The organism is Rhizobium sp. CECT 9324 (assembly GCF_918741265.1).
Lineage (GTDB): Bacteria > Pseudomonadota > Alphaproteobacteria > Rhizobiales > Rhizobiaceae > Allorhizobium.
Map to the genome: position 1 here is coordinate 2,209,114 of NZ_CAKKMZ010000001.1, position 21,072 is coordinate 2,230,185.

The following is a 21,072-nucleotide window of genomic DNA, read 5'->3' on the forward strand; positions in this document are numbered from 1 at the left end:
TTGTCCTGGAAGAATTACGCAGCCATGCAAGTTCGCGATTGGAAATCCTCGGCTATTCTGCTGCTGTCGACGGCGCTGCTGTTCTCTTCGAGCCCGGCAGCCTATGCCTTTGACATCAATGGCAGCGTCAGCAAGGAATCCGGTCCCTTCGATCTCTTCAAGTTTGGCTTCAACGCCTACAAGAAGGGCCAGAAGGAGGAAGCCGTCGAAGCATATCGTTATGCCGCGGAAAAAGGGCATACCGGCTCGCGCTGGGCGCTAGCCAATATGTACGCGGCCGGCGATGGCGTGGTGCGCAACGATTTCGAGGCCTTCAAGATTTACTCCGAGATCGCCAGCCAGGGCGTCGAGCCGGGTTCTGACGATACCGGCTTCTTCGTCAACGCGCTTCTGTCGCTGGCCCGCTATTATCGTCAGGGCATTCCCGGCAGTCCCGTGAACACGGACCTCTCTCAGGCCCGCCAGCTGTATTTCCAGGCCGCGTCGACATTCGGCATTCCTGAGGCACAGTTTCGCCTGGCCCAGATGATCCTGGCCGGCGAGGGCGGTAGCGCCAATGTCCAGCAGGCGAAGAAATGGCTCAATCTTGCCCGCAAGAGCGGCCATGCCGGCGCCATGTCTGTATTCGGCAATGTCCTGTTCGAGGAAGGTCAGACCGTGCGCGGGCTCGCATTCCTGACGGCTGCCCTCGACCGCTGCAATGCCAAGGATTGTCCCTGGATGCAGGATCTGCAGGAACGGGCGTTTTCCATGGCGAGCGAAGACGACCGCCGCGTTGCCGTGGCGCTTGCCCCGGAAGTCTATCAGGAACAGTAACCACGCCGGCGTGCCTCGCCTGTGATGATCACGCGGTCTTGGTGGCCGTGCTCCATGTCAAATAGACATAGGTGTCTTCGACAAGCACGAAGCTGGCGCTGTTGCCTGTCGACTTGTCGATATGGGCGCCGCTTTCGGTAAGCGCGTAGCCGCCTGCGTACTCCCGTTTCAGCTCCGACCGGAGAAAGCTCGACCAGTCGCGTGTTGTGACGGATGTTGCGGTTTTGTCGCCGTCGACTGTGCTGCTGTCCCAGGCCGTGATCTGCTTGCCTTTTTCCGCGTCCGTAACCGTCAGCGTTCCGGCGTCGAGCGCGGCCAGCATCTCCTTCGCTTTCAGGGCGCCGTCTCCCGAACGCGACAGTTCCGTCAGCTTCGTTTTCAGGCTGTCCATGAACGTGCCGGTCTGGATGTCGTCCGATGTTTCCGTGAGCGCGGAGAGGCTGTCGTCCGCGCTGTCGCTGGCATTGAGCGCCTGCAACAGGCCGGTGCCGTAGGTATCGTCAGTGCCGTCGTCTTCCTGGCCGTAGGTCCGCATCAGGTTGGCAAGCGACGAATTGTAATAGTCGTCGTTGCTGCTGGCCTCGCTGTCGCTGGCCTGCTGGTTTTCCTTCTGCACTTTCAGAAAGATCTGCGTGATGCTCTGGCTTGCGGAATTGATCGATGAAACCATTTTGAATATAGCGCTCCCGTTCTATCGCCCTGCAAAGCTGGCGCGGGGTTCCGCAAAAGACCGCGGCCGAAAATGGCCCCCGATGCCTGCCTGACAAGCCTGCACATGGGTCTAGCGTGCCGTCCTTGTCCGGGGCTGGCGCGAATGGCGGCGGATGGGTGCGGCTGGCGTGAGCGGCAGCTCCGGCTTAAAAGCCGAAGATACCGGCCACCGGGACGTGGTCGGAGGGCTTTTCCCAGGCGCGCACGTGTTTTTCGATCGACGTCGAGCGCAGCCGGTCGGAGGCTTCGGGCGACAGCATCAGATGATCGATGCGGATCCCGTTGTTCTTCTGCCAGGCGCCGGCCTGATAGTCCCAGAAGGAATAGAGCTTGTCATCATCGGTTGTTGCACGCACCGCATCGATGAAACCGAGATTTTCCAGACGTCGGAACGCCGCGCGGGTCTGCGGCAGGAAGAGTGCGTCATTCTCCCATTGTTTCGGATCGCGGCTATCGAACGGTTCCGGGATGACATTGTAGTCGCCGGCCAGAATTAGCGGCTCCTCAAGCGCCATGCGGTCACGGGCAAACGCCTCGAGGCGCGCCATCCAGCGCAGCTTGTAGGGATATTTGACCGGGTCATAGGACGGGTTGCCGTTCGGCAGATAGAGCGAGCAGACACGCAGTACGCCGCCATCGACCGAAAACACGCCTTCGATGAAACGGGCCTGTTCGTCCGTGTCGTCGCCCGGCAGGCCACGATTGACCTCATCCGGCTTCATCTTCGACAGCAGTGCCACCCCATTGAAGCCCTTCTGGCCATGGGTTTCGACATGATAGCCGAGCGCTTCGATCTCAAGCCGCGGAAAGCCCTCGTCGACCGACTTGATTTCCTGCAGGCAGACGATGTCCGGTTGCGAATCTTGAAGCCACTGGCACAGGCTTTCGATGCGGGCCTTGACGCCGTTGATGTTCCAGGTGGCTATTTTCATCATGCACTCACACGGAGAAGCTGGTGCCGCAGCCGCAGCTGGCAACCGCATTCGGATTCTTGATCTGGAACGACTGGCCGAGAAGATTGTCGACGAAGTCGATCTCGGAGCCGGCCATGTAGATCAGCGAGACCGGATCGATCAGAACCGTCGCGCCATCGCGGGTAATCACGATGTCGTCGGCCATCTGTTCCTTGTCCAGGTCGAATTTGTAGGAAAAGCCGGAACAGCCGCCGCCTTCGACGGCGACGCGCAGGGCGTTCTTGTCGGTGTCGGCTGCGACAATCGCTGCGATTCGTTTCGCTGCGGCCTGGGAAAGTGTCACGTTCTGCGTCGTCATGTTGCCTCCTGACGGGTTCAAGGCCCGTGGAAAACCGGATTTATCGGCAAGGATCATCGCCTTGTCACGAATTGTACCAAAACTCGCAAGCTTCGCGTTTGCTATACCTGCATGATAGGCCTTGATTGGCCAACAGCCTTGCGGCTTCGTTCGCTATAGGTATGAAGGCTGAGGTAGCGCGTCAATGGGGAGCGGACAGCAGGCGAATGACGATTGACAAATCTGCACTGGGTTTCGGGTCTGGCGACAGGGCGGTTTTTGCCACCAATCCGTGGAAAAGCCGTGGACGCCTCTTTCCCGAAGACGGCAGCCTGACGCGTTCGGATTTCCAGCGCGACCGCGACCGCATCGTGCATACCACCGCTTTCCGCCGGCTGAAGCATAAGACTCAGGTCTTCATCGGCCCCGACGGCGACCATTACCGGACACGCCTGACCCATACGATCGAGGTGGCGCAGATCGGCCGGGCACTGGCGCGTGCACTGAAGCTCGACGAAGATCTTGCCGAAGGCGTGGCACTTGTCCACGATTTCGGCCACACGCCGTTTGGCCATACCGGCGAGGATGCCCTGCATGAGGTCCTGGAGCCCTACGGCGGCTTCGATCACAATGCCCAGTCGCTGCGCATCGTCACCAAGCTCGAGCGCCGCTATGCCGATTTCGACGGTTTGAACCTGACCTGGGAAATGCTGGAAGGCCTGGTCAAGCACAATGGCCCTCTGTTGACCAAGGCAGGCGAGGGCACCCGCGGTTCCGTGCCGCAGCCGATCCTCGACTACTGCGAGATCCACGATCTTGAGCTCGCAAGCTACGCCGGTCTCGAAGCCCAGGTTGCAGCCATTGCCGACGATATCGCCTATAATACCCATGATATCGACGACGGCTTGCGCTCCGGCTATCTGACATTCGAGATGCTGGAGGATGTTCCCTTTCTCGCCGGCCTGATGAAGGAGGTGCGCGATCGTTATCCCCACCTCGACGACGACCGCTTTACCCATGAAATCATGCGCCGCCAGATCACCCGCATGGTCGAGGACGTGATCGGCGTGGCGCAGGACCGGTTGAATATGGTCAAGCCGCAAAGCGTCGAGGATGTGCGGGCAGCCTCGATGACCATCGCCACCTTCTCCGACGCCATGGCCGAGACCGACAAGCAGATCAAGAAGCTGCTGTTCAGTCGCATATATCGCCATCCGGATATCATGCGCATTCGCGCCGCCGCCGCCGAGATCGTCACCGATCTGTTCAACGCTTACATGGCCGATCCGACGCTGATGAAGAGCCACTACTGGGTCAATCACATTTCCGGCTTGAACGATGGCGCAAAGGCCCGCCATGTCGGCGACTATCTGGCCGGCATGACCGACACCTATGCAGTGCGTGTCCACCGCGAGCTGTTTGACCGGACTCCCGAATTGCGATAGGCAGCGCTCAAATTTCAATAAGAGACGCAGGCATCAAGAGCCTGTGCGCAGGTACAAGTCATGAACCTTTTTGCCGATTTCGAAACCAGAATTAAGGCCGCGCTGGAGCAGATTGACAGCATTCGTGAAAAGCGCGAAAGCCTGGATTTTAGCCGCATTGTCGTCGAGCCGCCGCGTGATCCGAGCCACGGTGATGCCGCGACCAATGCAGCCATGGTGCTGGCGAAGGCGCTGGGTACCAATCCGCGCGCGCTGGCCGACATTATCGGCGAAAAACTGAAGCAGGACCCGGATATCGCAGAGGTTGGCGTTGCCGGTCCGGGCTTTATCAATATCCGGCTCTCGACCGCCTATTGGCAGCGCCTGCTGGCGACCATCATTACCGAAGGAACGGATTTCGGACGCTCGAAGCTCGGCCGGGACCGCAAGGTCAATGTTGAATATGTTTCGGCCAATCCGACCGGTCCGATGCATGTCGGCCATTGCCGCGGCGCCGTGGTCGGCGACGCGCTGGCCAACCTGCTCGGCTTTGCCGGCTATGACGTGACCAAGGAATACTACATCAACGACGCCGGTGCGCAGATCGATGTGCTCGCCCGTTCGGTGTTTCTGCGTTACCGCGAGGCGCTCGGTGAAAACATCGGCGAGATCCCTGCCGGTCTTTATCCCGGCGACTATCTCGTGCCTGTCGGCAAGGCGCTTGCCGAAGAGTATGGCGTCAAGTTGCACCAGATGCCGGAAGATGACTGGATGGCGATCGTCAAGGAGCGTGCCATCGAGGCGATGATGGCGATGATCCGCGCGGACCTCGCGCAGCTCAACGTCCATCATGACGTCTTCTTCTCCGAGCGTTCGCTGCATGCCAATGGCGCCGCTCGCATCCGCACCGCCATCAACGACCTGACCTTCAAGGGCCATGTCTATCGCGGTGCGCTGCCGCCGCCGAAGGGCCAGGTACCGGAAGATTGGGAAGACCGCGAGCAGACGCTGTTCCGCTCGACGGAAGTCGGCGACGACATCGACCGTCCCCTGGTCAAGTCCGACGGCTCCTACACCTATTTTGCCGCCGACGTGGCCTATTTCAAGGACAAGTTCGACCGCGGTTTTTCCGAGATGATCTATGTGCTCGGCGCCGACCACGGCGGCTACGTCAAGCGCCTGGAGGCGGTCAATCGTGCCGTATCCGAAGGCAAGAGCAAGCTGACGGTGCTGCTGTGCCAGCTCGTCAAGCTATTTCGCGATGGCGAGCCGGTCAAGATGTCCAAGCGGTCGGGCGATTTCGTCACACTGCGCGAAGTGGTCGAGGAAGTCGGTCGCGATTCGGTGCGTTTCATGATGCTCTACAGAAAGAGCTCCGAGCCGCTTGACTTCGACTTTGCCAAGGTCACCGAACAGTCGAAGGACAATCCGGTGTTCTACGTGCAATACGCCCATGCCCGCTGCATGTCGGTCTTCCGTCAGGCGAAGGAAGCATTCCCGGACCTGGAAATTGCCAGTGTCGACCTGTCAAAGGCCGTGGCTGGGCAGATCTCCGACCCGACAGAGCTTCAGCTGATCGGAAAACTGGCCGAATACCCAAGAATTGTGGAGGCTGCGGCACAGTCGCAGGAGCCGCATCGGCTTGCTTTTTATCTCTATGATCTGGCAAGCTCCTTCCATGCTCACTGGAATAAGGGCAAGGATTCGCCCGAATTACGCTTTGTTAACGATAAACATAGAGAATTAACCATCGCCAGGCTTGGGCTGGTGCATGCTGTCGCCTCCGTGTTGAAGTCGGGACTGGCCATTACTGGCACCGAAGCTCCGGTAGAAATGCGATAGTACTGTCACCATTTCCCCGCATTGCTCTGGCAGGCGTATTGTCGCGTGAGTGAGTGGATTTAGGTAATGGTACAGAAGCAAGCCGCAAACAGCATACGATCGCAGGGCGATAGCTTCGCGGATGATGATCCGTTGGCGGAGCTTGCCCGCATCGTCGGTTTCGATCAGCCGTTGAAGCGGGACCCTGTTGTCCAGCTGCCGGCGATGCGGGATACGTCTGAGCAGGACTTCAATCTCGAGGACGAGCTTCTTCGCGAGTTCTCGGATTATGAGGCGCCTGTATCGAGGCAGTCCCCGGACGAACAGCGCCTGCCTGCGCCGGAGCCAGTTGTTCACTATCATGAACCGGCTCATCATGCCTATGAAGCGCCGCGTGCCGAGCCAGAGTTCCGGCAATTCAACGCTTTCGACGATGCGCCCTTTGGCTTCGAGCCCGAACTGCCCGCCGCGCCAGTGGAAGCTCCTGTGCAGTACGAGCCGACTTTTTCGGCGGATCTGGCCGACGAGCTGGAAATGGCTGTGGCCGAAATCGAGGCACCGCGCGCGCCGACGCGTGTCGAGGAGCCGCCACGTTTGCGTTTGCCATTGGCCAATTTTGCTCCGACGCCTCGGATCGAGCCTGTCTTGCAGCCTGTTGCGGCTCCATCGCCGGTCGCCGTGCCGGATGCTGCGTTGGATGACGTCGAGCTCGCACCTGTCGCGACGCGCCAGGCGTCGGTTCAGGTCTCCTTTGACAAGCCGGCTTTTGACTGGTCGTCTATCTCTGTCGAACCTTCCGTCTCTGTCGAGCCTGAAGCGCAACGGGTCGAGCCTGACGAGATTGCCGTACCGGAGCTTGGCGACTTCTCCTTTGATTTCTCCGAGCAGTCGGACGATGTCGAACCGGTATCGGCAGCGCCGTCACGCCAGGTGGGGCGCAGCGAGCCCGATTTCGGCTTCGATTTTGCCAATACTATGCCGCGCGGCGAAGTCGTCGATATCCATCCAGCAAGCCCGGCGCCTGTTGTCGAGCCGGTTGAGGTTGCGCCTCCTTTGGCATCGGCCCGTCCCGCCTTGGCGGCGGATGAGGATTTCGACCCCTTCGTCGACCACGATTTCGAGCTTCAACTGGACGAGATCGATCTCGATCTCTCCGACATCGAACCGGTTGTCGAACGTCCGGCCGTTCAGGCATCGGTCGCGCCCATTGCCTCCACTCAGGCATTCGTCTCGGCGGTGAGCGTCAATTCGGTCAAGGCCGAGCCGTTGGCTGCGATTGTCGCGGCACCGACGCAGCCGGTTCCGGTCGCAGCGCAGCCCATCGCCACTTATGCGCCGACTGTAACGGCGCAATCGCCAGTTCAGGCGCCAGTTCAACCGCAATTTCAGCCGCAGGCGCGTGCGCCGGAGCCCGTTTCGCCGGTCGTGCCCGATTTCGAAGACAATCTGGGCTTTGATCCATCGGAGATTGCTGAGCAGGACGAGCAGATCGAGAGTTTTTCGGGCATGGACGTGCCGGAAGTGCCGGTGGCCGAGGCGCGCCCGCAGCCAGCCCCGCAGGCCGACTATGATCTCGACATTGATGCCGAACTGGCCTCGCTGTTCAATGAGCCGGCAGCGACGCCGCCGCCGGCAGCCCCACTGACCACCACGGGCCGCGTTGCCGTCGAGCCCCCCAAGCCTTCGGCAGCCAAGCCGCCGATGGACGAGTTCGAAGCCTTCGAACGCGCGCTTGAGGAAGACTTCCGCACGTCGTTGAATTCGACCCAGACGTTTGAACGCGAGACCCGCGGCCATATCACCATTGCCGGCGAAGCGCGTGGCTTCCGCCGTATCAAGCCTTATCTGATGGCGGGAACTGCTGCTGTCGTGCTGTTGCTGGGCGCTGGCGGTCTCTATGCCTGGCTCGGCACCGGTTCGGTCGGCTCCATCTCCAGCGGCGAACCGCAGGTCATTGCCGCCGACAAGGATCCGGTGAAGATCGTTCCGGAAAATCCGGGTGGCAAGTCCGTGCCGAACCAGGACAAGGCGGTCTATGATCGCGTGGCCGGCAACGGGGTGGAAGACCCCAAGCAGACAAGCCTGATTTCGTCTGAAGAAGAGCCGATGGATGTTGTCCAGCGCACGCTCATTCCCGAAAGCCTGCCACTGGAAGGCGAGAGCCAGGATGGCGTGATTGCCACCCCAGTCGGCGAGACGGAGGACCCGCGTCTGCTGCCGGATGGCCAGCCACAGGAAACCGCTGCAGCCGCCGAAGATCCCGGCACCATCACCCCGCGCAAGGTCCGCACGATGATCGTTCGTCCGGATGGCACGCTGGTCGCCCAGGACGTTCCGGAAGTGGCGACCACGACACAGACAGCCGCCGCAACGCAGACGGCGCCCGACACGGCAATCCCTGTCCTTGCTGCGCCGAGCCAACCGGTCAACGCGACGGATGTCGTCAAGCCGATCGAAACCAGCGTTGTCCCGCCGGCTGCGACACCGGCCGCGTCTGCCCCGGTTGAAACGGCAGCGGTCGCTCCTGTCGAAACGCCGTCCACGGACATGACCGGTACCCCGGCGCCGACTGCGCCGATTCCGACAAGCCGCCCGGCCCAGCAGCCTGTCAATGTCGTCGGCACCGTGACGGATCAGGGCAACGTGCGTCCGGCTCCGGCCGCAGCGCCGCCACAGGCTGCCCCGACTGAAACGGCAGCGGTTTCACCAGCCGCAACCGCGCCAGCCGCACCTTCGACACCGGCAGCGTCTGGTAGCTATGCCATCCAGATTGCCTCGCTGCCGTCTGAAGCCGACGCACAGAAGAGCTACCGCAACCTGTCGGGCAAGTTTGCCGGCGTTCTCGGCGGTCAGCCTTACGAGATCCGCAAGGCCGACATCCCGGGCAAGGGCACGTTTTACCGCGTCCGTGTCGGTGCCGGCAGCAAGGCTGAAGCCGTGGCGCTGTGCGAGAAATATCGCGCTGCTGGTGGCAGTTGCCTGGTTTCGCGATGAACTTGCGACCTTGGATTGGATAATTTGGGAGGCGGGACCATGGGTTCCGCCTTTTTTCTGTGTATGAGGCATGTCCTCCCACGCCCCGCCGCTTCGGCTTTTGTCCCTCCGGAACTATGATTCAGGCCATGAACCAGAAAAGCATCCCTTCAAAATCCATGATTCTCGGTTGTCTTGGTCAGCGCCTGACAGCGGATGAAAAGGCCTTCTATCGCGATGAGCAGCCCTGGGGCTTCATCCTGTTCGGCCGCAATATCGGCGAAGCGGCGCAGATCCAGGATCTGGTTGCCGAAATGCGCGAGACGGTTGGCGGGCGCAATGCCCCGGTGCTGATCGACCAGGAAGGTGGACGCGTGCAGAGGATCCGAGACCCGATCGCGCCGCGTTATCCATCCGGCGCCATGATCGGCGAATTATATCGCGCTGATGCTGAGAAGGGGCTCCGGGCCGCCTGGCTGCTGTCACGTCTCCATGCTTTCGATCTCTATCGGCTCGGTATCAATGTCGATTGCCTGCCGGTTCTCGACGTGCCGGTGGAGGGGGCCAGCAATGTGATCGGTGATCGCGCCTATGCGACGGACCCGCAGATCGTTGCCGCCATCGGTCAGGCGGCGGCCGATGGCTTGAAAGCCGGCGGCGTGCTGCCGGTGATGAAACATATTCCGGGCCATGGCCGCGGCATGGCCGACAGCCATCACGACCTGCCGGTCGTGACAGTGCCGCGCGCCGATCTCGAGGCGCATGATTTCCTGCCGTTCAGGGCGCTGCGCAACGAGTTGATGGCTATGAGCTGCCATGTGGTATATTCCGATATCGATCCGGACCACCCGGCATCGACGTCGCGGATCGTCACCGACGAGATCATTCGCGGGTCTATCGGTTTTGAAGGGCTGCTGATGTCGGACGATATTTCGATGAATGCCCTGAAGGGTACGATCGGCGAGCGGGCCGAGCGCATTGCCGGCGTCCTCGACATCATCCTGCACTGCCATGGTCATATGGACGAAATGCAGGCGGTTGCTGCCGCCGCCTCCGAACTGTCGGGTGCCGCGCGGACAAGGGCTGATGCCGTCGAGGCGGCCTTCGGGCTGCCGGATGACAGCGACGAGCAGGCCTTGCGCGACGAGTTCGCTGCGCTTCTGGCCGTTGCCTGATGGTGCGCGGCCCGGTCCAGCCGACGATCGTCAATCGTCCGTCGAACGCCGAGACCCCGGCGCCGATGCCGATGGACAGTCTGTGGCAGGACAATGCCGAGGACCGCGCAGTCACCGATCCGGCGCTTTTGATCGATGTCGCCGGTTTCGAAGGGCCGCTCGATCTTCTGCTGTTCCTCGCCCGCAATCAGAAGGTCGACCTGTCGCGGATTTCCGTGCTCGCGCTGGCCGAGCAATATCTGCAGTTTGTCGAAAGCGCGCGGCGCATCCGTCTTGAACTGGCGGCCGACTATCTGGTGATGGCCGCCTGGCTTGCCTATCTGAAGTCGCGGCTGCTGATCCCGCAGCAGGCCAAGGACGACGGCCCCTCCGGCGAAGAGATGGCCGCGACGCTCGCCTTCCGGCTGAAGCGACTGGAGGCGATGCGCGATGCAGCCACGCGCCTGATCAACCGCAACAGGCTTGGTCGCGACGTCTTTGCGCGCGGCGCGCCGGAGCATGTGCCGCGTCGCAGCGAAAGCGCCTATGAGGCGACGCTTTATGACCTCCTGACCGCCTATGCGTCGCTGCGCCAGCGCCAGGCCGTCACCCAGGTGACCATCGAGCGCCGCAAGGTCTGGTCTCTGGTCGATGCGCGCGGCATGTTGACCCGCATGATTGGCGAGATCGACGACTGGACGGCCCTGGAACACTATCTGTTGCGTTACCTGCCGAGCGAGGAAGAGCGGGTGACCGCGATCGCCAGTTCGTTTGCCGCCTCGCTGGAACTGGTGCGCGAGGGACGGCTGGAGATCCGCCAGGAGGGGGCGTTCCAGCCGATCTTCATGCGCAGCGGTCCGAAGGCGCAAGCCCTGAAGTCGGTGGAGTGAGGCGCGCATGAGCGGCAGTGATCAAAACGACGTCATCGACGACCAGGATTTGAAGACCGGCAAGGCGATGACCGATCCGCAGCTGGCTTTCGACGAGCGCGAGGCGCTGCGGATTGCCGAAGCGCTGGTGTTTGCCTCTGCCGAGCCGGTGTCCACGCATTTCATTGCAGAACGCCTGCCGCGCGATATCGACGCATCAACGATCCTCCATCGCCTGAAGGACGAATATGCCAGCCGCGGCGTCAATCTGGTTCAGGTGGATGACTATTGGGCCTTCCGCACGGCGGCCGACCTTTCCTTTGCCATTCGCAATGAAGAGACAGAGGTCAAGAAACTGTCGCGCGCGGCATTGGAAGTGCTGTCGATCATCGCCTATCACCAGCCGGTAACACGGGCAGAAATCGAGGATATCCGCGGCGTCCAGACATCCAGGGGCACGCTCGACGTGCTGATGGAGGCCGGCTGGGTGCGGTTTCGCGGCCGTCGCCGCTCGCCGGGGCGCCCGGTGACGCTCGGCACGACGCGTGATTTTCTCGATCATTTCGGCCTGGAGGAGTTGCGCGACCTGCCGGGGCTGGAGGAACTCAAGGGCGCCGGGCTTTTGTCCGGGCGTATCCCGTCGAATTTCAATATTCCGCTTCCCTTCGGCAGCGATGACCTGACAGAAGACGAAGATCCGATCACCCAGCTTGATCTCGAGGAACTCGGCCTCTTGACTCCGGGCGGTGAAGCAGAGGAATAGGGTCAGCTTTTGAATGGTAACCGGCAGTTCCCCCGGATGCCCGGTGGGAACTCAGTCCCGGCGGTGCCATCCTGCGGGCAAGAGGCCGCGCGGACGACGGAATGAACCCAGCGAGAAGCCAGCATGGAGACGGACAGCGCACCGCCGGCGTGACCTTTGCCGCGCGCCTGACCTTCGACGATATCCGCCACCGCTATCACGGTAAGGACACGATCCGCGGCGTCAGCCTGACCGCCGAACCGGGTGAGGTCCTCTGCCTGCTTGGGCCTTCGGGCTCGGGCAAGACGACGCTGCTGCGCATTGCGGCCGGGATTGAGGTGCAGACCAGTGGACGGCTACTGATCAACGACAGCGAAGTGGCTGGCCCTGCCGGTTTCGTGCCACCGGAAAAGCGCGGCATTGGCCTGATGTTTCAGGACTTTGCCCTGTTTCCCCATATGAGCGTGCTGGACAATGTCCGCTTCGGCCTGACCGCCATGCCGTCGAAGAACGCCGTGGCGGAGGCGATGCTGGCACTGGAGCGGGTAGGGCTGTCGCATTATGCCGACAAATATCCGCATTCGTTGTCGGGCGGCGAGCAGCAGCGTGTGGCATTGGCCCGGGCGCTTGCTCCGCGTCCGAGCGTGCTCCTCATGGATGAACCTTTTTCCGGTCTCGACTCGCGGCTGAAGGACACAATTCGCGCCGACACGCTGGATATTCTGCGGGAAAGCCGCGCTACCGCCGTGGTTGTGACCCATGATGCCGAGGAGGCCATGCGCATGGCGGACCGGATTGCGCTGTTGCGCGACGGCCAGTTGGTGCAGGTCGGCACGGCGGATGATCTCTATCGGCGACCACGCGACCTGTTTGCCGCCGCCTTTTTCTCGGAAATCAACGAATTTTCAGGGTCCGTCACGGGTGGCAGGGTCGAGACGCCACTTGGAACAGCGCCGGCCAATGGCTTTGCCGAGGGGTGCGAAATCTCAATCGCTGTGCGGCTGTCGGGGCTCTCCGTCCGCGAAAGCGGCGGCGCCATCCCGGCGCGCATCCTTGCCCGGAGGTTCCTCGGCGTGGTCGAACTCCTTGACCTTGCCATACCGGGTACCGAACGTCCCGTGCGTGCCCGCATCCGCGCTGATCTGTTATCCCCAGCTATCCGGGATGTGACCATCACGGTCGATCCGCGTGACATTTTGGTGTTTGAAAAACCGATAGAAAACCCCTACATCGGGGAAACGCAAATCTAAGGAGTGGCAGGTAATGGGTTCTTTCAGCTTGTGGCACTGGATCATCGTTCTGGCGATTGTCCTTCTGCTGTTCGGTCGTGGCAAGATTCCGGAACTCATGGGCGACGTTGCCAAGGGCATCAAGAGCTTCAAGAAGGGCATCAGCGACGAGGACGAGCAGGATACGGCATCCTCGACCTCGACCACGCCGGGTGCAACCACCGCGAAGACTGTCGACCACAAGGCCGACGAGACCAAGTAACAACCCTGATCCCGTTTCCGTATCCGGCGGCCCATGCCGCCGGGACAGCTTTGTGCATGGATGCGGGATCGAATGGCGCTATATCGTCGCGCCGCCGGACTATGGCATCAGGAGCCGTTGAATGCTGGATATTGGCTGGACCGAGCTGCTTGTGATCGCGGTAGTCCTGATCGTGGTGGTCGGTCCCAAGGATTTGCCGCCGATGATCCGCGCATTTGGCAAGATGACCAAGCGTCTCCGCCAGACGGCGGGTGAATTCCGCTCGCAGTTCGACGAAGCCCTGCGCGAAGCGGAACTCGATGACCTGAAGAAGTCGGTCGACGATATCCGCTCGCTCAATCCGGCCAATTCGTTGCGCGAAGCCATCAATCCGCTCCGCCAGATGGGCCAGGACATCAAGTCCGACCTGCAGAAGGCAAGCCGGGTGGATGCGCCTGCGACGTCGTCGCCTGTCGTCGCCAGCAGCCCTGTGGTGTCGGCGCCGGTTGCCGAAAATTCCATTCTGCCCGATCTGGTCGCACCGACCGCGCCGCCGTCCGATCTCGTGTCGGCTGCGCCGGCTGTGGCCGCAGCCGCTCCGGCCACATCGTCGCCCGCTGGCATCGATCAGCCGGTCACAAAGACGGCGAGCCGCAGCAAGGCCAAGGTGGCCGATCTCGAAGCTGGCGCAACGGAAGCAAAGTCCCCTAAGGTGAAGCCGGCAGCCAAGGCCGTTTCAACGCCAAAGGCGGCGTCAAAGAAGCCTGATGCTGAGCCGAAAGCGCCCTCCAAGGTGGCTGCGCCGGGCAAGGCCAAACCTGCAACGGTCGCTGCCACAGTCGAGGCGGCCGCAGTCGCCGCCGCACCGCGCAAGCCACGCAAGACCACGAATGAGGACAAGGCATGAGCGGCGAAACCGATGACAAGCCGCAGCCGCTGATCGAACACCTGATCGAGTTGCGGTCGCGGCTGATCTGGGCGATCGGCGCGTTTTTTCTCGCCTTCATCGTCTGCTTCTTCTTCGCCAAGCAGCTTTTCAACCTGCTGGTCATTCCGTACAAATGGGCTGTGCTCTGGGCGGGCCTCGATCTGTCCAAGGCGGAACTGATCTATACGGCACCGCAGGAATTCTTCTTCACCCAGGTCAAGGTCGCAGCCTTCGGCGCCATGGTCATTGCCTTTCCGGTGATCGCCTCCCAGGTCTACAAGTTTGTCGCGCCCGGTCTCTACAAGAACGAGCGTCAGGCTTTCCTGCCCTTCCTTGTTGCTTCACCTGTGCTGTTTCTGCTGGGCGCCTCGTTGGTCTACTTCTTCTTCACGCCGATGGTGATGTGGTTCTTCCTTGCCATGCAGCAGGCGCCGGGTGAGGGCGAGGTGGCGATCTCGCTGATGCCCAAGGTCTCGGAATATCTGAGCCTGATCATGACGCTGGTCTTTTCCTTCGGCCTGGTGTTCCAGTTGCCGGTGGTGACCACGCTTCTGGCGCGTGTCGGCATCATCGAAAGCCAGTGGCTGGCCGAGAAGCGCAAGTACTTCATCGTCATCGCTTTTGTCGTGGCAGCAGTGCTCACGCCGCCGGATCCGCTCTCCCAGATCGGTCTTGCACTCCCGACGATCCTTCTCTACGAGATTTCCATCTATGCGGCGCGAATCGTCGAGCGCAATCGGGCCAAGACAAAAGCCGTCGAGGCTGCCTTGAACGAGACGGAATAGGCGGTTCACTCGCCATTCCCGCCGCCGGTTTAACCCATGCCGACATGGGGCCGGACGAGGCCGCCGGCCAGATCCGATCCCGGTCCAAATCAAGACCTGGAACGACGATGCTCGATATCAAGTGGATCCGCGACAATCCCGAGGCTCTCGATGCTGCGCTGGCCAAGCGCGGCGCAGAACCGCTGTCCGCCAGCCTGATCGCCCTGGATGAAAAGCGCCGCTCGGTGGTCCAGGCGCTGCAGGACATGCAGTCGCGCCGCAATGCCGCCTCCAAGGAAATCGGTGCGGCCATGGGTCAGAAGGACATGGCGCTGGCCGACAAGCTGAAGGCCGAAGTGGCGCATCTGAAGGACACGATGCCGGCCGCCGAAGAAGACGAGCGCCGGTTGAATGCCGAGTTGTCCGACGCCCTGTCGCGCATTCCCAACATTCCCCATGATGACGTGCCGGTCGGCCGGGACGAAAACGACAATGTCGTGACCCGCGTCACCGGTCAGAAGCCCGGCTGGAACCATCCGGCCAAGGAGCATTACGAAATCGGTGAAGCGCTCGGCTACATGGATTTCGAACGCGCGACAAAGCTGTCGGGCTCGCGTTTCACCGTGTTGACCGGGCCGCTGGCAAGACTGGAACGGGCCCTTGGCCAGTTCATGATCGACCTGCACACCAGCGAGCATGGCTACACGGAAGTCTCGTCGCCGCTGATGGTACGCGCCGAAACGCTCTATGGAACAGGCAATCTGCCGAAGTTCGAGGAAGATCTGTTCAAGACCACCGACGGTCGCTACCTGATCCCGACCGCCGAAGTGACGCTGACCAACCTTGTCGCCGGTGACATTCTCGATCAGGAAAAGCTGCCGCTGCGTTTCACCGCGCTGACCCCGTCTTTCCGGTCGGAAGCAGGGTCTGCCGGTCGCGATACCCGTGGCATGCTGCGCCAGCACCAGTTCTGGAAATGTGAACTCGTCTCGATCACCGACGCGGAAAGTTCGATCGCCGAGCATGAGCGCATGACGGCCTGCGCCGAAGAGGTGCTGAAGCGTCTCGGCCTGCATTTCCGCACGCTGACGCTGTGCACCGGCGACATGGGTTTTGGTTCGCGCAAGACCTACGACCTTGAAGTCTGGCTGCCTGGCCAGAACACTTACCGCGAAATTTCGTCCTGCTCGGTCTGCGGCGATTTCCAGGCGCGGCGCATGAATGCGCGCTACCGCGGCAAGGACGGCAAGGGCACGACCTTCGTGCACACGCTGAACGGCTCGGGCACGGCGGTCGGTCGCTGCCTGATCGCAGTCATGGAAAACTATCTCAATGAAGATGGCTCGATCACCATTCCTGACGTCCTGCTGCCCTACATGGGCGGTCTGACGAAAATCGAAAAGGCCAATTGAGCCGCAAGAGGAAACGGGCGATGCGCATTCTGCTGACCAATGACGACGGGATCCATGCCGAGGGTCTGGCCGTTCTCGAGCGGATCGCCCGCAAGCTCTCCGATGACGTCTGGGTTGTCGCCCCCGAAACCGACCAGAGCGGCCTTGCCCATTCTTTGACGTTGTCGGAGCCTCTCCGATTGCGCGAAGTCGGCGAAAAGCGATTTGCCCTGCGCGGCACGCCGACCGATTGCGTCATCATGGCGATCCGCAAGGTGCTCGACCGCAAGCCGGATCTCGTGTTGTCGGGCGTCAATGCCGGCGGCAACATCGCCGATGACGTCACCTATTCCGGCACCGTGGCCGGCGCGATCGAGGGCACGGTGCACGGCGTGCGTTCCTTCGCGCTGTCCCAGGTCTATGACTATGTCGCCCGCACACCCGTTCCGTGGGACGTGGCAGAAACCTATGCGCCGGACCTGATCCGCAAGCTGTCCACCGTCGACCTGCCGCCGGGCACCTTTCTCAACCTGAATTTTCCCTGCGCCAAGCCGGGCGAGGTTCAGGGTGTCGAGGTGACGGGGCAGGGCAAGCTCGATTTCGGCCTGAGCGTCGAAGAACGGCATGACAATCGTGGCGTTCCCTATTTCTGGCTGCAGTTCGGCGATCGCAAGGGTGATTTCCGCGCCGGCACGGATCTCCAGGCGATGCGGGAAAAGAAGATCTCCGTGACCCCGCTGAAGCTCGATATGACCGACTATGCGGTTCAAGACCGCGTCGCCGCCGCCCTTGGCTTCGGGAGCGGCGCGTGAAATCTGCCCTGCTCGAAAAGGAAGGATTTGCCGCGCTGGTCCTGCGTCTACGGGCCGAGGGCTTGAGCAATATCGATCTGCTGACCGCCGTCGAACAGACCCCACGCTCCCAGTTCGTCTCTCCCGACTACGCCGACAACGCGTATTCCAGCCGTTCGATCCCGATCGAATGTGGACAGTTCATGGAAGGAGCCGATCTTTCCGTGCGGCTCTTGGCTCTGCTGCAGGTCAAGCCGGGCCAGCGGGTGCTGGAAATCGGCACGGGAAGTGGCTTCGTCACAGCCGTCCTGGCGCGTCTGGCAGAACGGGTCATCTCGATCGAGCGCTATCGCACATTGGTCGGCAACGCCCAGCGTCGCCTGGACACTCTTGGTTTGCGCAACGTGATCCTGCGGCAGGCCGACGGCAGCAATGGTCTGCCGGGCGAGGGCACGTTCGATCGCATCTTCGCAACCGCCGCCTATCCCTCGATGCCCCGGTTTTTTGCCGAACAGCTGGTGTCCGGCGGCATGCTGCTGGCGCCGATCATGATCGATGAGGAACGCTGCACCATGGTGCGTCTGACCAAGACCGGCAGCCGTTTCGAGCGCGAGGACCTGTTTGAAGTGCCGTTCCTGCCGATGCAGCCGAAAATCGCATTGCATATCTAGCCGCCTGGATACCCGGACAATCCTCCAAAATTGCCTGACAGGCAGCGTGTTTCGACCTATTGCAGTGTGAATCCGGGCGTGTGTTACGCTGCCCTGTTCCATGCGTTATGTCGAAATAGTTCACAACGATTCCGAGCGGTTAACCGGCCGGTAACACTAACGCGCTTTAATAAAACCCATAGTTCGTTGCGTCATATGTGGGTCGAGTCATGCGTAAAAGTGTATCGCCAAAAGCCGGATTGCCCTTTGCCCGTCTCTGCGGCGCCATTCTTCTGGCCAGTACCGCGGCCGGGTGCAGTTCGGATGCGACCCGTTTCAGCTCGCTGTTTCCGACGGATAACATCACCACGGCCTCCGTCCCGCGCCAGCAGGCCGGGATGAACGGACAGGCGCCGATGCCCGCTGAGAATATCGGCTCTGGTTCCGTCGCCTCGTCGCAGCCGACCTATGATTACAGCAATCAGCAGCAGGCGATGGCGCAGCCCATGCCGACCGGTGGTACCTATCAGCCGGCCTCCGCCCGTGCCGCCAGCACGCCGGTTGCGGTTCAGCGTACCGAACTTGCCGCGCCAACCGGCGCCGCATCGGCCGCCGGCAACAATCGCAATACCGCCCGAGCCGAAGCCCTGGCGCAGCCGTTCCCGGGCACGCCGACACAAAGCAGCAACGAGACCGTCGCGCTGGCTGCTCCGGCACGGAATCTCGCCGAGCCGCAGACGACAGGCACCACGCCAAAGGCAAGCGGCTGGAGTGCGACAAACGGCGCACGCGTCACCTTGAAGCCGGGCGAAACCATCGCCACGCTTTCGGATCGTTATGGCGTGCCGCAGAAGGAAATTCTCAGGGTCAACGGCCTGACCAAGTCCAGCGACGCGGCGAGCGGTCAGATGGTTATCATCCCGACCTTCGGTGGTGGTACGAATGCAGCCCGCGCAGCCTCGGATTCGTCCGCAGTGCCGCTCGATGGCAAGAAGCCGATCCTGCCCGATCAGCAGCAGAACGTCGCCGTTCTGCCGACCTCGCTGAATTCGCGGGACAAGCAGCAGCAGGCCTCGGCCAGCGCCAATGCCAAGGCTCTCGCTGGTGCCGGCGAAGGTGATGCACCCGGCAGCTACGTGGTGAAGCCGGGCGATTCGCTTGCCCGCATTGCCAAGGCTACCGGCACGCCGGTCGACCAGTTGAAAAAGGCCAATGGCCTGACAACGGCCAATATTCGTATCGGCCAGAGCCTGAAGATCCCGGCGAATGGTGCTGTCGCAAAGGCGGCGCCCGCAGCCGACCTGGTGCAGACGGCTTCCGTTCCGGCGGCATCGGCCACCAACAATCAGCCGGCCGGCTACAAGGCGCCGACCGCCACCAAATCGGTCAGCGAAGTCGCCTCCGTGGACACCGAATCGGCAGCACCGGAAGCAACTGGCATCGGCAAGTATCGCTGGCCCGCCCGCGGTGCCGTGGTTGCCGGCTTCGGCGCCAATGTCGATGGCAAACGCAGCGATGGCATCTCGATCTCGGTCCCGACGGGCACGCCGGTCAAGGCTGCGGAGAACGGCGTTGTCATCTATGCCGGCAATGGTCTGAAGGAACTCGGCAATACGGTCCTGGTCCGTCACGATGACGGTACGGTCACAGTCTACGGCCATGCCGATGCCCTGAGCGTTCAGCGTGGCCAGAAGGTTCAGCGCGGCCAGACGATCGCCACGTCCGGCATGAGCGGCAACGTCAAGCGGCCGATGCTGCATTTCGAAGTGCGCAAGAACGCGTCGCCGGTCAATCCAATGACTTTCCTGGAATAGGTATTGCGTACCAGGTAGCGAGAAAGGCCCGGAGAAATCCGGGCCTTTTTGCGTTCATGCTTGTGGGCGATCGATCGAGATTCGCAGCCGGCCGGCGAGATCCTGGATATATTGCCAGGCAACGCGACCCGAGCGCCCGCCACGCGTGGTCGCCCATTCCAGCGCTTCGTGATGCAATTGTACCTGTTCGAGCGGTAGCTGGAAATGCTCGGCATAGCCATCGATCATCGTCAGATAATCGTCCTGGCTGCATTTATGGAAGCCGAGCCAAAGGCCGAACCGGTCCGACAGCGACACCTTTTCCTCGACCGCTTCCGAAGGGTTGATCGCCGTCGACTGCTCGTTTTCCATCATGTGGCGCGGCAAGAGATGGCGACGGTTTGAGGTTGCGTAAAACAGCACATTGTCCGGCCGTCCCTCGATACCGCCGTCGAGCGCCGCCTTCAGCGACTTGTACGCGGTATCATCATGGTCGAAGGACAGGTCGTCACAGAAAACGATGATCCGGTGATCGGCCACTTTCAGGATGTCGAGCAGGCCCGGCAGGCTGGAAATATCCTCGCGATGCACCTCGACCAGCTTCAGCGAAACGCCGGTCGTCTTGCGGATATCGGCATGCACCGCCTTGACCAGCGATGATTTGCCCATGCCGCGGGCACCCCAGAGCAGGACATTGTTGGCGGGAAAGCCTTCGGCAAAGCGCAACGTGTTGTCCTGCAGGATGTCGCGCACGTGATCGACGCCGCGGATCAGTTGCAGTTCGACCCGGTTCGGCCGCGCGACAGGCTGGAGATGATGACGCGCGGCGTTCCAGACAAAGCAGTCGGCCGCAGTCCAGTCGTTGACCACGGGCGGTGGTCCGGCCAGCCGCTCGATGGCGTCGGCCAGCCGTTTGACTTCACCCAGCAAAGCAAGCGTCGTGTCATCGCTCATGGCAATCTCCTCGCAATCCGCATTCGTCCTGCCTCGAAGGCCTCTTGTCCGCCGGGTATCACGGGGATTTTTCCACCGAAAGGGTAAGAGCCGGGAAAATGGTACGCGGCCGCGCTGTTTTTGTTGCATTCGCAGGCTTGGTCACTATATTCCGGCGACCTGAACGCGGGGGCCGTGAAGCCTGCCGCTTGTCTTCATAGGAGTTTTTCATGTTTATCACGCAGGCCTTTGCCCAGGGAACGACCGCAGCTCCGAGCGCGATGGGTTCCGGGTTCGAAATGCTGCTGCTGTTCGCACCGCTGATGGTGGTCTGGTATTTCTTCCTCATCCGCCCGCAGCGCGCCCAGCTGAAGAAGCGCCAGGAATCCCTGTCGGCCATTCGTCGTGGCGATCAGGTTGTTCTCGGCGGCGGCCTCGTCGGCAAGGTGACCAAGGTGATCGACGACAGCGAGCTCGAAGTTGAAATCGCCGACGGCGTCAAGGTTCGTGCCATGCGCACCTACATTGCCGAAGTCCGCGTCAAGGGCGAACCCGTCAAGACGGACGCTGCCTCCTAATCGTCGCCAGGCC

The 21,072-nt window shown here is 61.6% G+C and carries 20 protein-coding genes; 16 read left to right on the plus strand and 4 right to left on the minus strand.

The window, feature by feature from the left end:
• The first annotated feature begins 24 nt into the window (after window positions 1–24).
• Window positions 25–816 (plus strand): exopolysaccharide production regulator ExoR, encoded by a 792-nt coding sequence (gene exoR, locus LQ231_RS10960; protein WP_113141392.1) that lies wholly within the window; start codon window positions 25–27, stop codon window positions 814–816.
• A gap of 28 nt (window positions 817–844) precedes the next feature.
• Here the strand turns inward: exoR and LQ231_RS10965 are convergent, their stop codons facing one another.
• From LQ231_RS10965 to erpA, 3 genes are all read right to left on the minus strand, one after another.
• Window positions 845–1,486, minus strand: a complete 642-nt coding sequence (locus LQ231_RS10965; protein ID WP_230171341.1) for a hypothetical protein — start codon at window positions 1,484–1,486, stop codon at window positions 845–847.
• Between the two features lie 187 nt (window positions 1,487–1,673).
• Window positions 1,674–2,459 (minus strand): exodeoxyribonuclease III, encoded by a 786-nt coding sequence (gene xth / locus LQ231_RS10970; protein ID WP_230173317.1) that lies wholly within the window; start codon window positions 2,457–2,459, stop codon window positions 1,674–1,676.
• Between the two features lie 7 nt (window positions 2,460–2,466).
• Entirely contained in the window at window positions 2,467–2,799 is a 333-nt protein-coding gene (erpA, locus tag LQ231_RS10975) for an iron-sulfur cluster insertion protein ErpA (RefSeq protein WP_230171342.1), read from the minus strand.
• Between the two features lie 206 nt (window positions 2,800–3,005).
• On the opposite strand from erpA, the gene LQ231_RS10980 reads away from it, so the two are divergent.
• The 14 genes from LQ231_RS10980 to LQ231_RS11045 all read left to right on the plus strand — a co-directional run bounded on the left by LQ231_RS10980 (window position 3,006) and on the right by LQ231_RS11045 (window position 19,569).
• The gene (locus LQ231_RS10980) at window positions 3,006–4,223 is read left to right on the plus strand and encodes a deoxyguanosinetriphosphate triphosphohydrolase (protein ID WP_113141135.1); all 1,218 of its coding nucleotides are present in this window, start codon (window positions 3,006–3,008) and stop codon (window positions 4,221–4,223) included.
• Between the two features lie 60 nt (window positions 4,224–4,283).
• Complete coding sequence (argS, locus tag LQ231_RS10985) at window positions 4,284–6,044, plus strand: arginine--tRNA ligase (protein ID WP_230171343.1); 1,761 nt, start codon at window positions 4,284–4,286, stop codon at window positions 6,042–6,044.
• A gap of 66 nt (window positions 6,045–6,110) precedes the next feature.
• Window positions 6,111–9,017 (plus strand): SPOR domain-containing protein, encoded by a 2,907-nt coding sequence (locus LQ231_RS10990; RefSeq protein WP_230171344.1) that lies wholly within the window; start codon window positions 6,111–6,113, stop codon window positions 9,015–9,017.
• A 128-nt stretch (window positions 9,018–9,145) separates the two neighbouring features.
• Complete coding sequence (gene nagZ, locus LQ231_RS10995) at window positions 9,146–10,171, plus strand: beta-N-acetylhexosaminidase (RefSeq protein WP_230171345.1); 1,026 nt, start codon at window positions 9,146–9,148, stop codon at window positions 10,169–10,171.
• Window positions 10,172–10,242: 71 nt separating this feature from the next.
• A complete protein-coding gene (locus tag LQ231_RS11000) occupies window positions 10,243–11,040 on the plus strand; it encodes a ScpA family protein (RefSeq protein ID WP_052023505.1) in 798 nt (265 codons plus the stop codon).
• 67 nt (window positions 11,041–11,107) lie between these two features.
• Window positions 11,108–11,782 (plus strand): SMC-Scp complex subunit ScpB, encoded by a 675-nt coding sequence (scpB, locus tag LQ231_RS11005; protein ID WP_230173318.1) that lies wholly within the window; start codon window positions 11,108–11,110, stop codon window positions 11,780–11,782.
• A gap of 101 nt (window positions 11,783–11,883) precedes the next feature.
• Window positions 11,884–13,011 carry an ABC transporter ATP-binding protein gene (locus LQ231_RS11010; RefSeq protein ID WP_230171346.1) on the plus strand — a complete coding sequence of 376 codons (1,128 nt, stop codon included), beginning with the start codon at window positions 11,884–11,886 and terminating at the stop codon, window positions 13,009–13,011.
• Window positions 13,012–13,024: 13 nt separating this feature from the next.
• Entirely contained in the window at window positions 13,025–13,252 is a 228-nt protein-coding gene (locus tag LQ231_RS11015; protein WP_007608253.1) for a twin-arginine translocase TatA/TatE family subunit, read from the plus strand.
• 121 nt (window positions 13,253–13,373) lie between these two features.
• The gene (gene tatB / locus LQ231_RS11020; RefSeq protein ID WP_230171347.1) at window positions 13,374–14,138 is read left to right on the plus strand and encodes a Sec-independent protein translocase protein TatB; all 765 of its coding nucleotides are present in this window, start codon (window positions 13,374–13,376) and stop codon (window positions 14,136–14,138) included.
• Window positions 14,135–14,944 carry a twin-arginine translocase subunit TatC gene (tatC, locus tag LQ231_RS11025; protein WP_113141141.1) on the plus strand — a complete coding sequence of 270 codons (810 nt, stop codon included), beginning with the start codon at window positions 14,135–14,137 and terminating at the stop codon, window positions 14,942–14,944. The genes tatB and tatC overlap by 4 nt, the downstream gene beginning before the upstream one ends.
• 107 nt (window positions 14,945–15,051) lie before the next feature.
• Window positions 15,052–16,335, plus strand: a complete 1,284-nt coding sequence (gene serS, locus LQ231_RS11030; protein ID WP_230171348.1) for a serine--tRNA ligase — start codon at window positions 15,052–15,054, stop codon at window positions 16,333–16,335.
• Window positions 16,336–16,355: 20 nt separating this feature from the next.
• A complete protein-coding gene (gene surE, locus LQ231_RS11035) occupies window positions 16,356–17,126 on the plus strand; it encodes a 5'/3'-nucleotidase SurE (protein ID WP_230171349.1) in 771 nt (256 codons plus the stop codon).
• Complete coding sequence (locus LQ231_RS11040; protein ID WP_230171350.1) at window positions 17,123–17,776, plus strand: protein-L-isoaspartate(D-aspartate) O-methyltransferase; 654 nt, start codon at window positions 17,123–17,125, stop codon at window positions 17,774–17,776. The genes surE and LQ231_RS11040 overlap by 4 nt, the downstream gene beginning before the upstream one ends.
• Before the next feature lie 209 nt (window positions 17,777–17,985).
• Window positions 17,986–19,569: a peptidoglycan DD-metalloendopeptidase family protein gene (locus LQ231_RS11045; protein WP_230171351.1), complete on the plus strand. Its 1,584-nt coding sequence runs from the start codon at window positions 17,986–17,988 to the stop codon at window positions 19,567–19,569.
• A gap of 54 nt (window positions 19,570–19,623) precedes the next feature.
• Here LQ231_RS11045 and LQ231_RS11050 read toward each other — a convergent pair whose 3' ends face one another.
• On the minus strand, window positions 19,624–20,502 hold the full coding sequence (locus LQ231_RS11050; protein WP_230171352.1) for an ATP-binding protein: 879 nt from the start codon (window positions 20,500–20,502) through the stop codon (window positions 19,624–19,626).
• Between the two features lie 209 nt (window positions 20,503–20,711).
• On the opposite strand from LQ231_RS11050, the gene yajC reads away from it, so the two are divergent.
• A complete protein-coding gene (yajC, locus tag LQ231_RS11055; protein WP_230171353.1) occupies window positions 20,712–21,059 on the plus strand; it encodes a preprotein translocase subunit YajC in 348 nt (115 codons plus the stop codon).
• Window positions 21,060–21,072 lie beyond the last annotated feature (13 nt).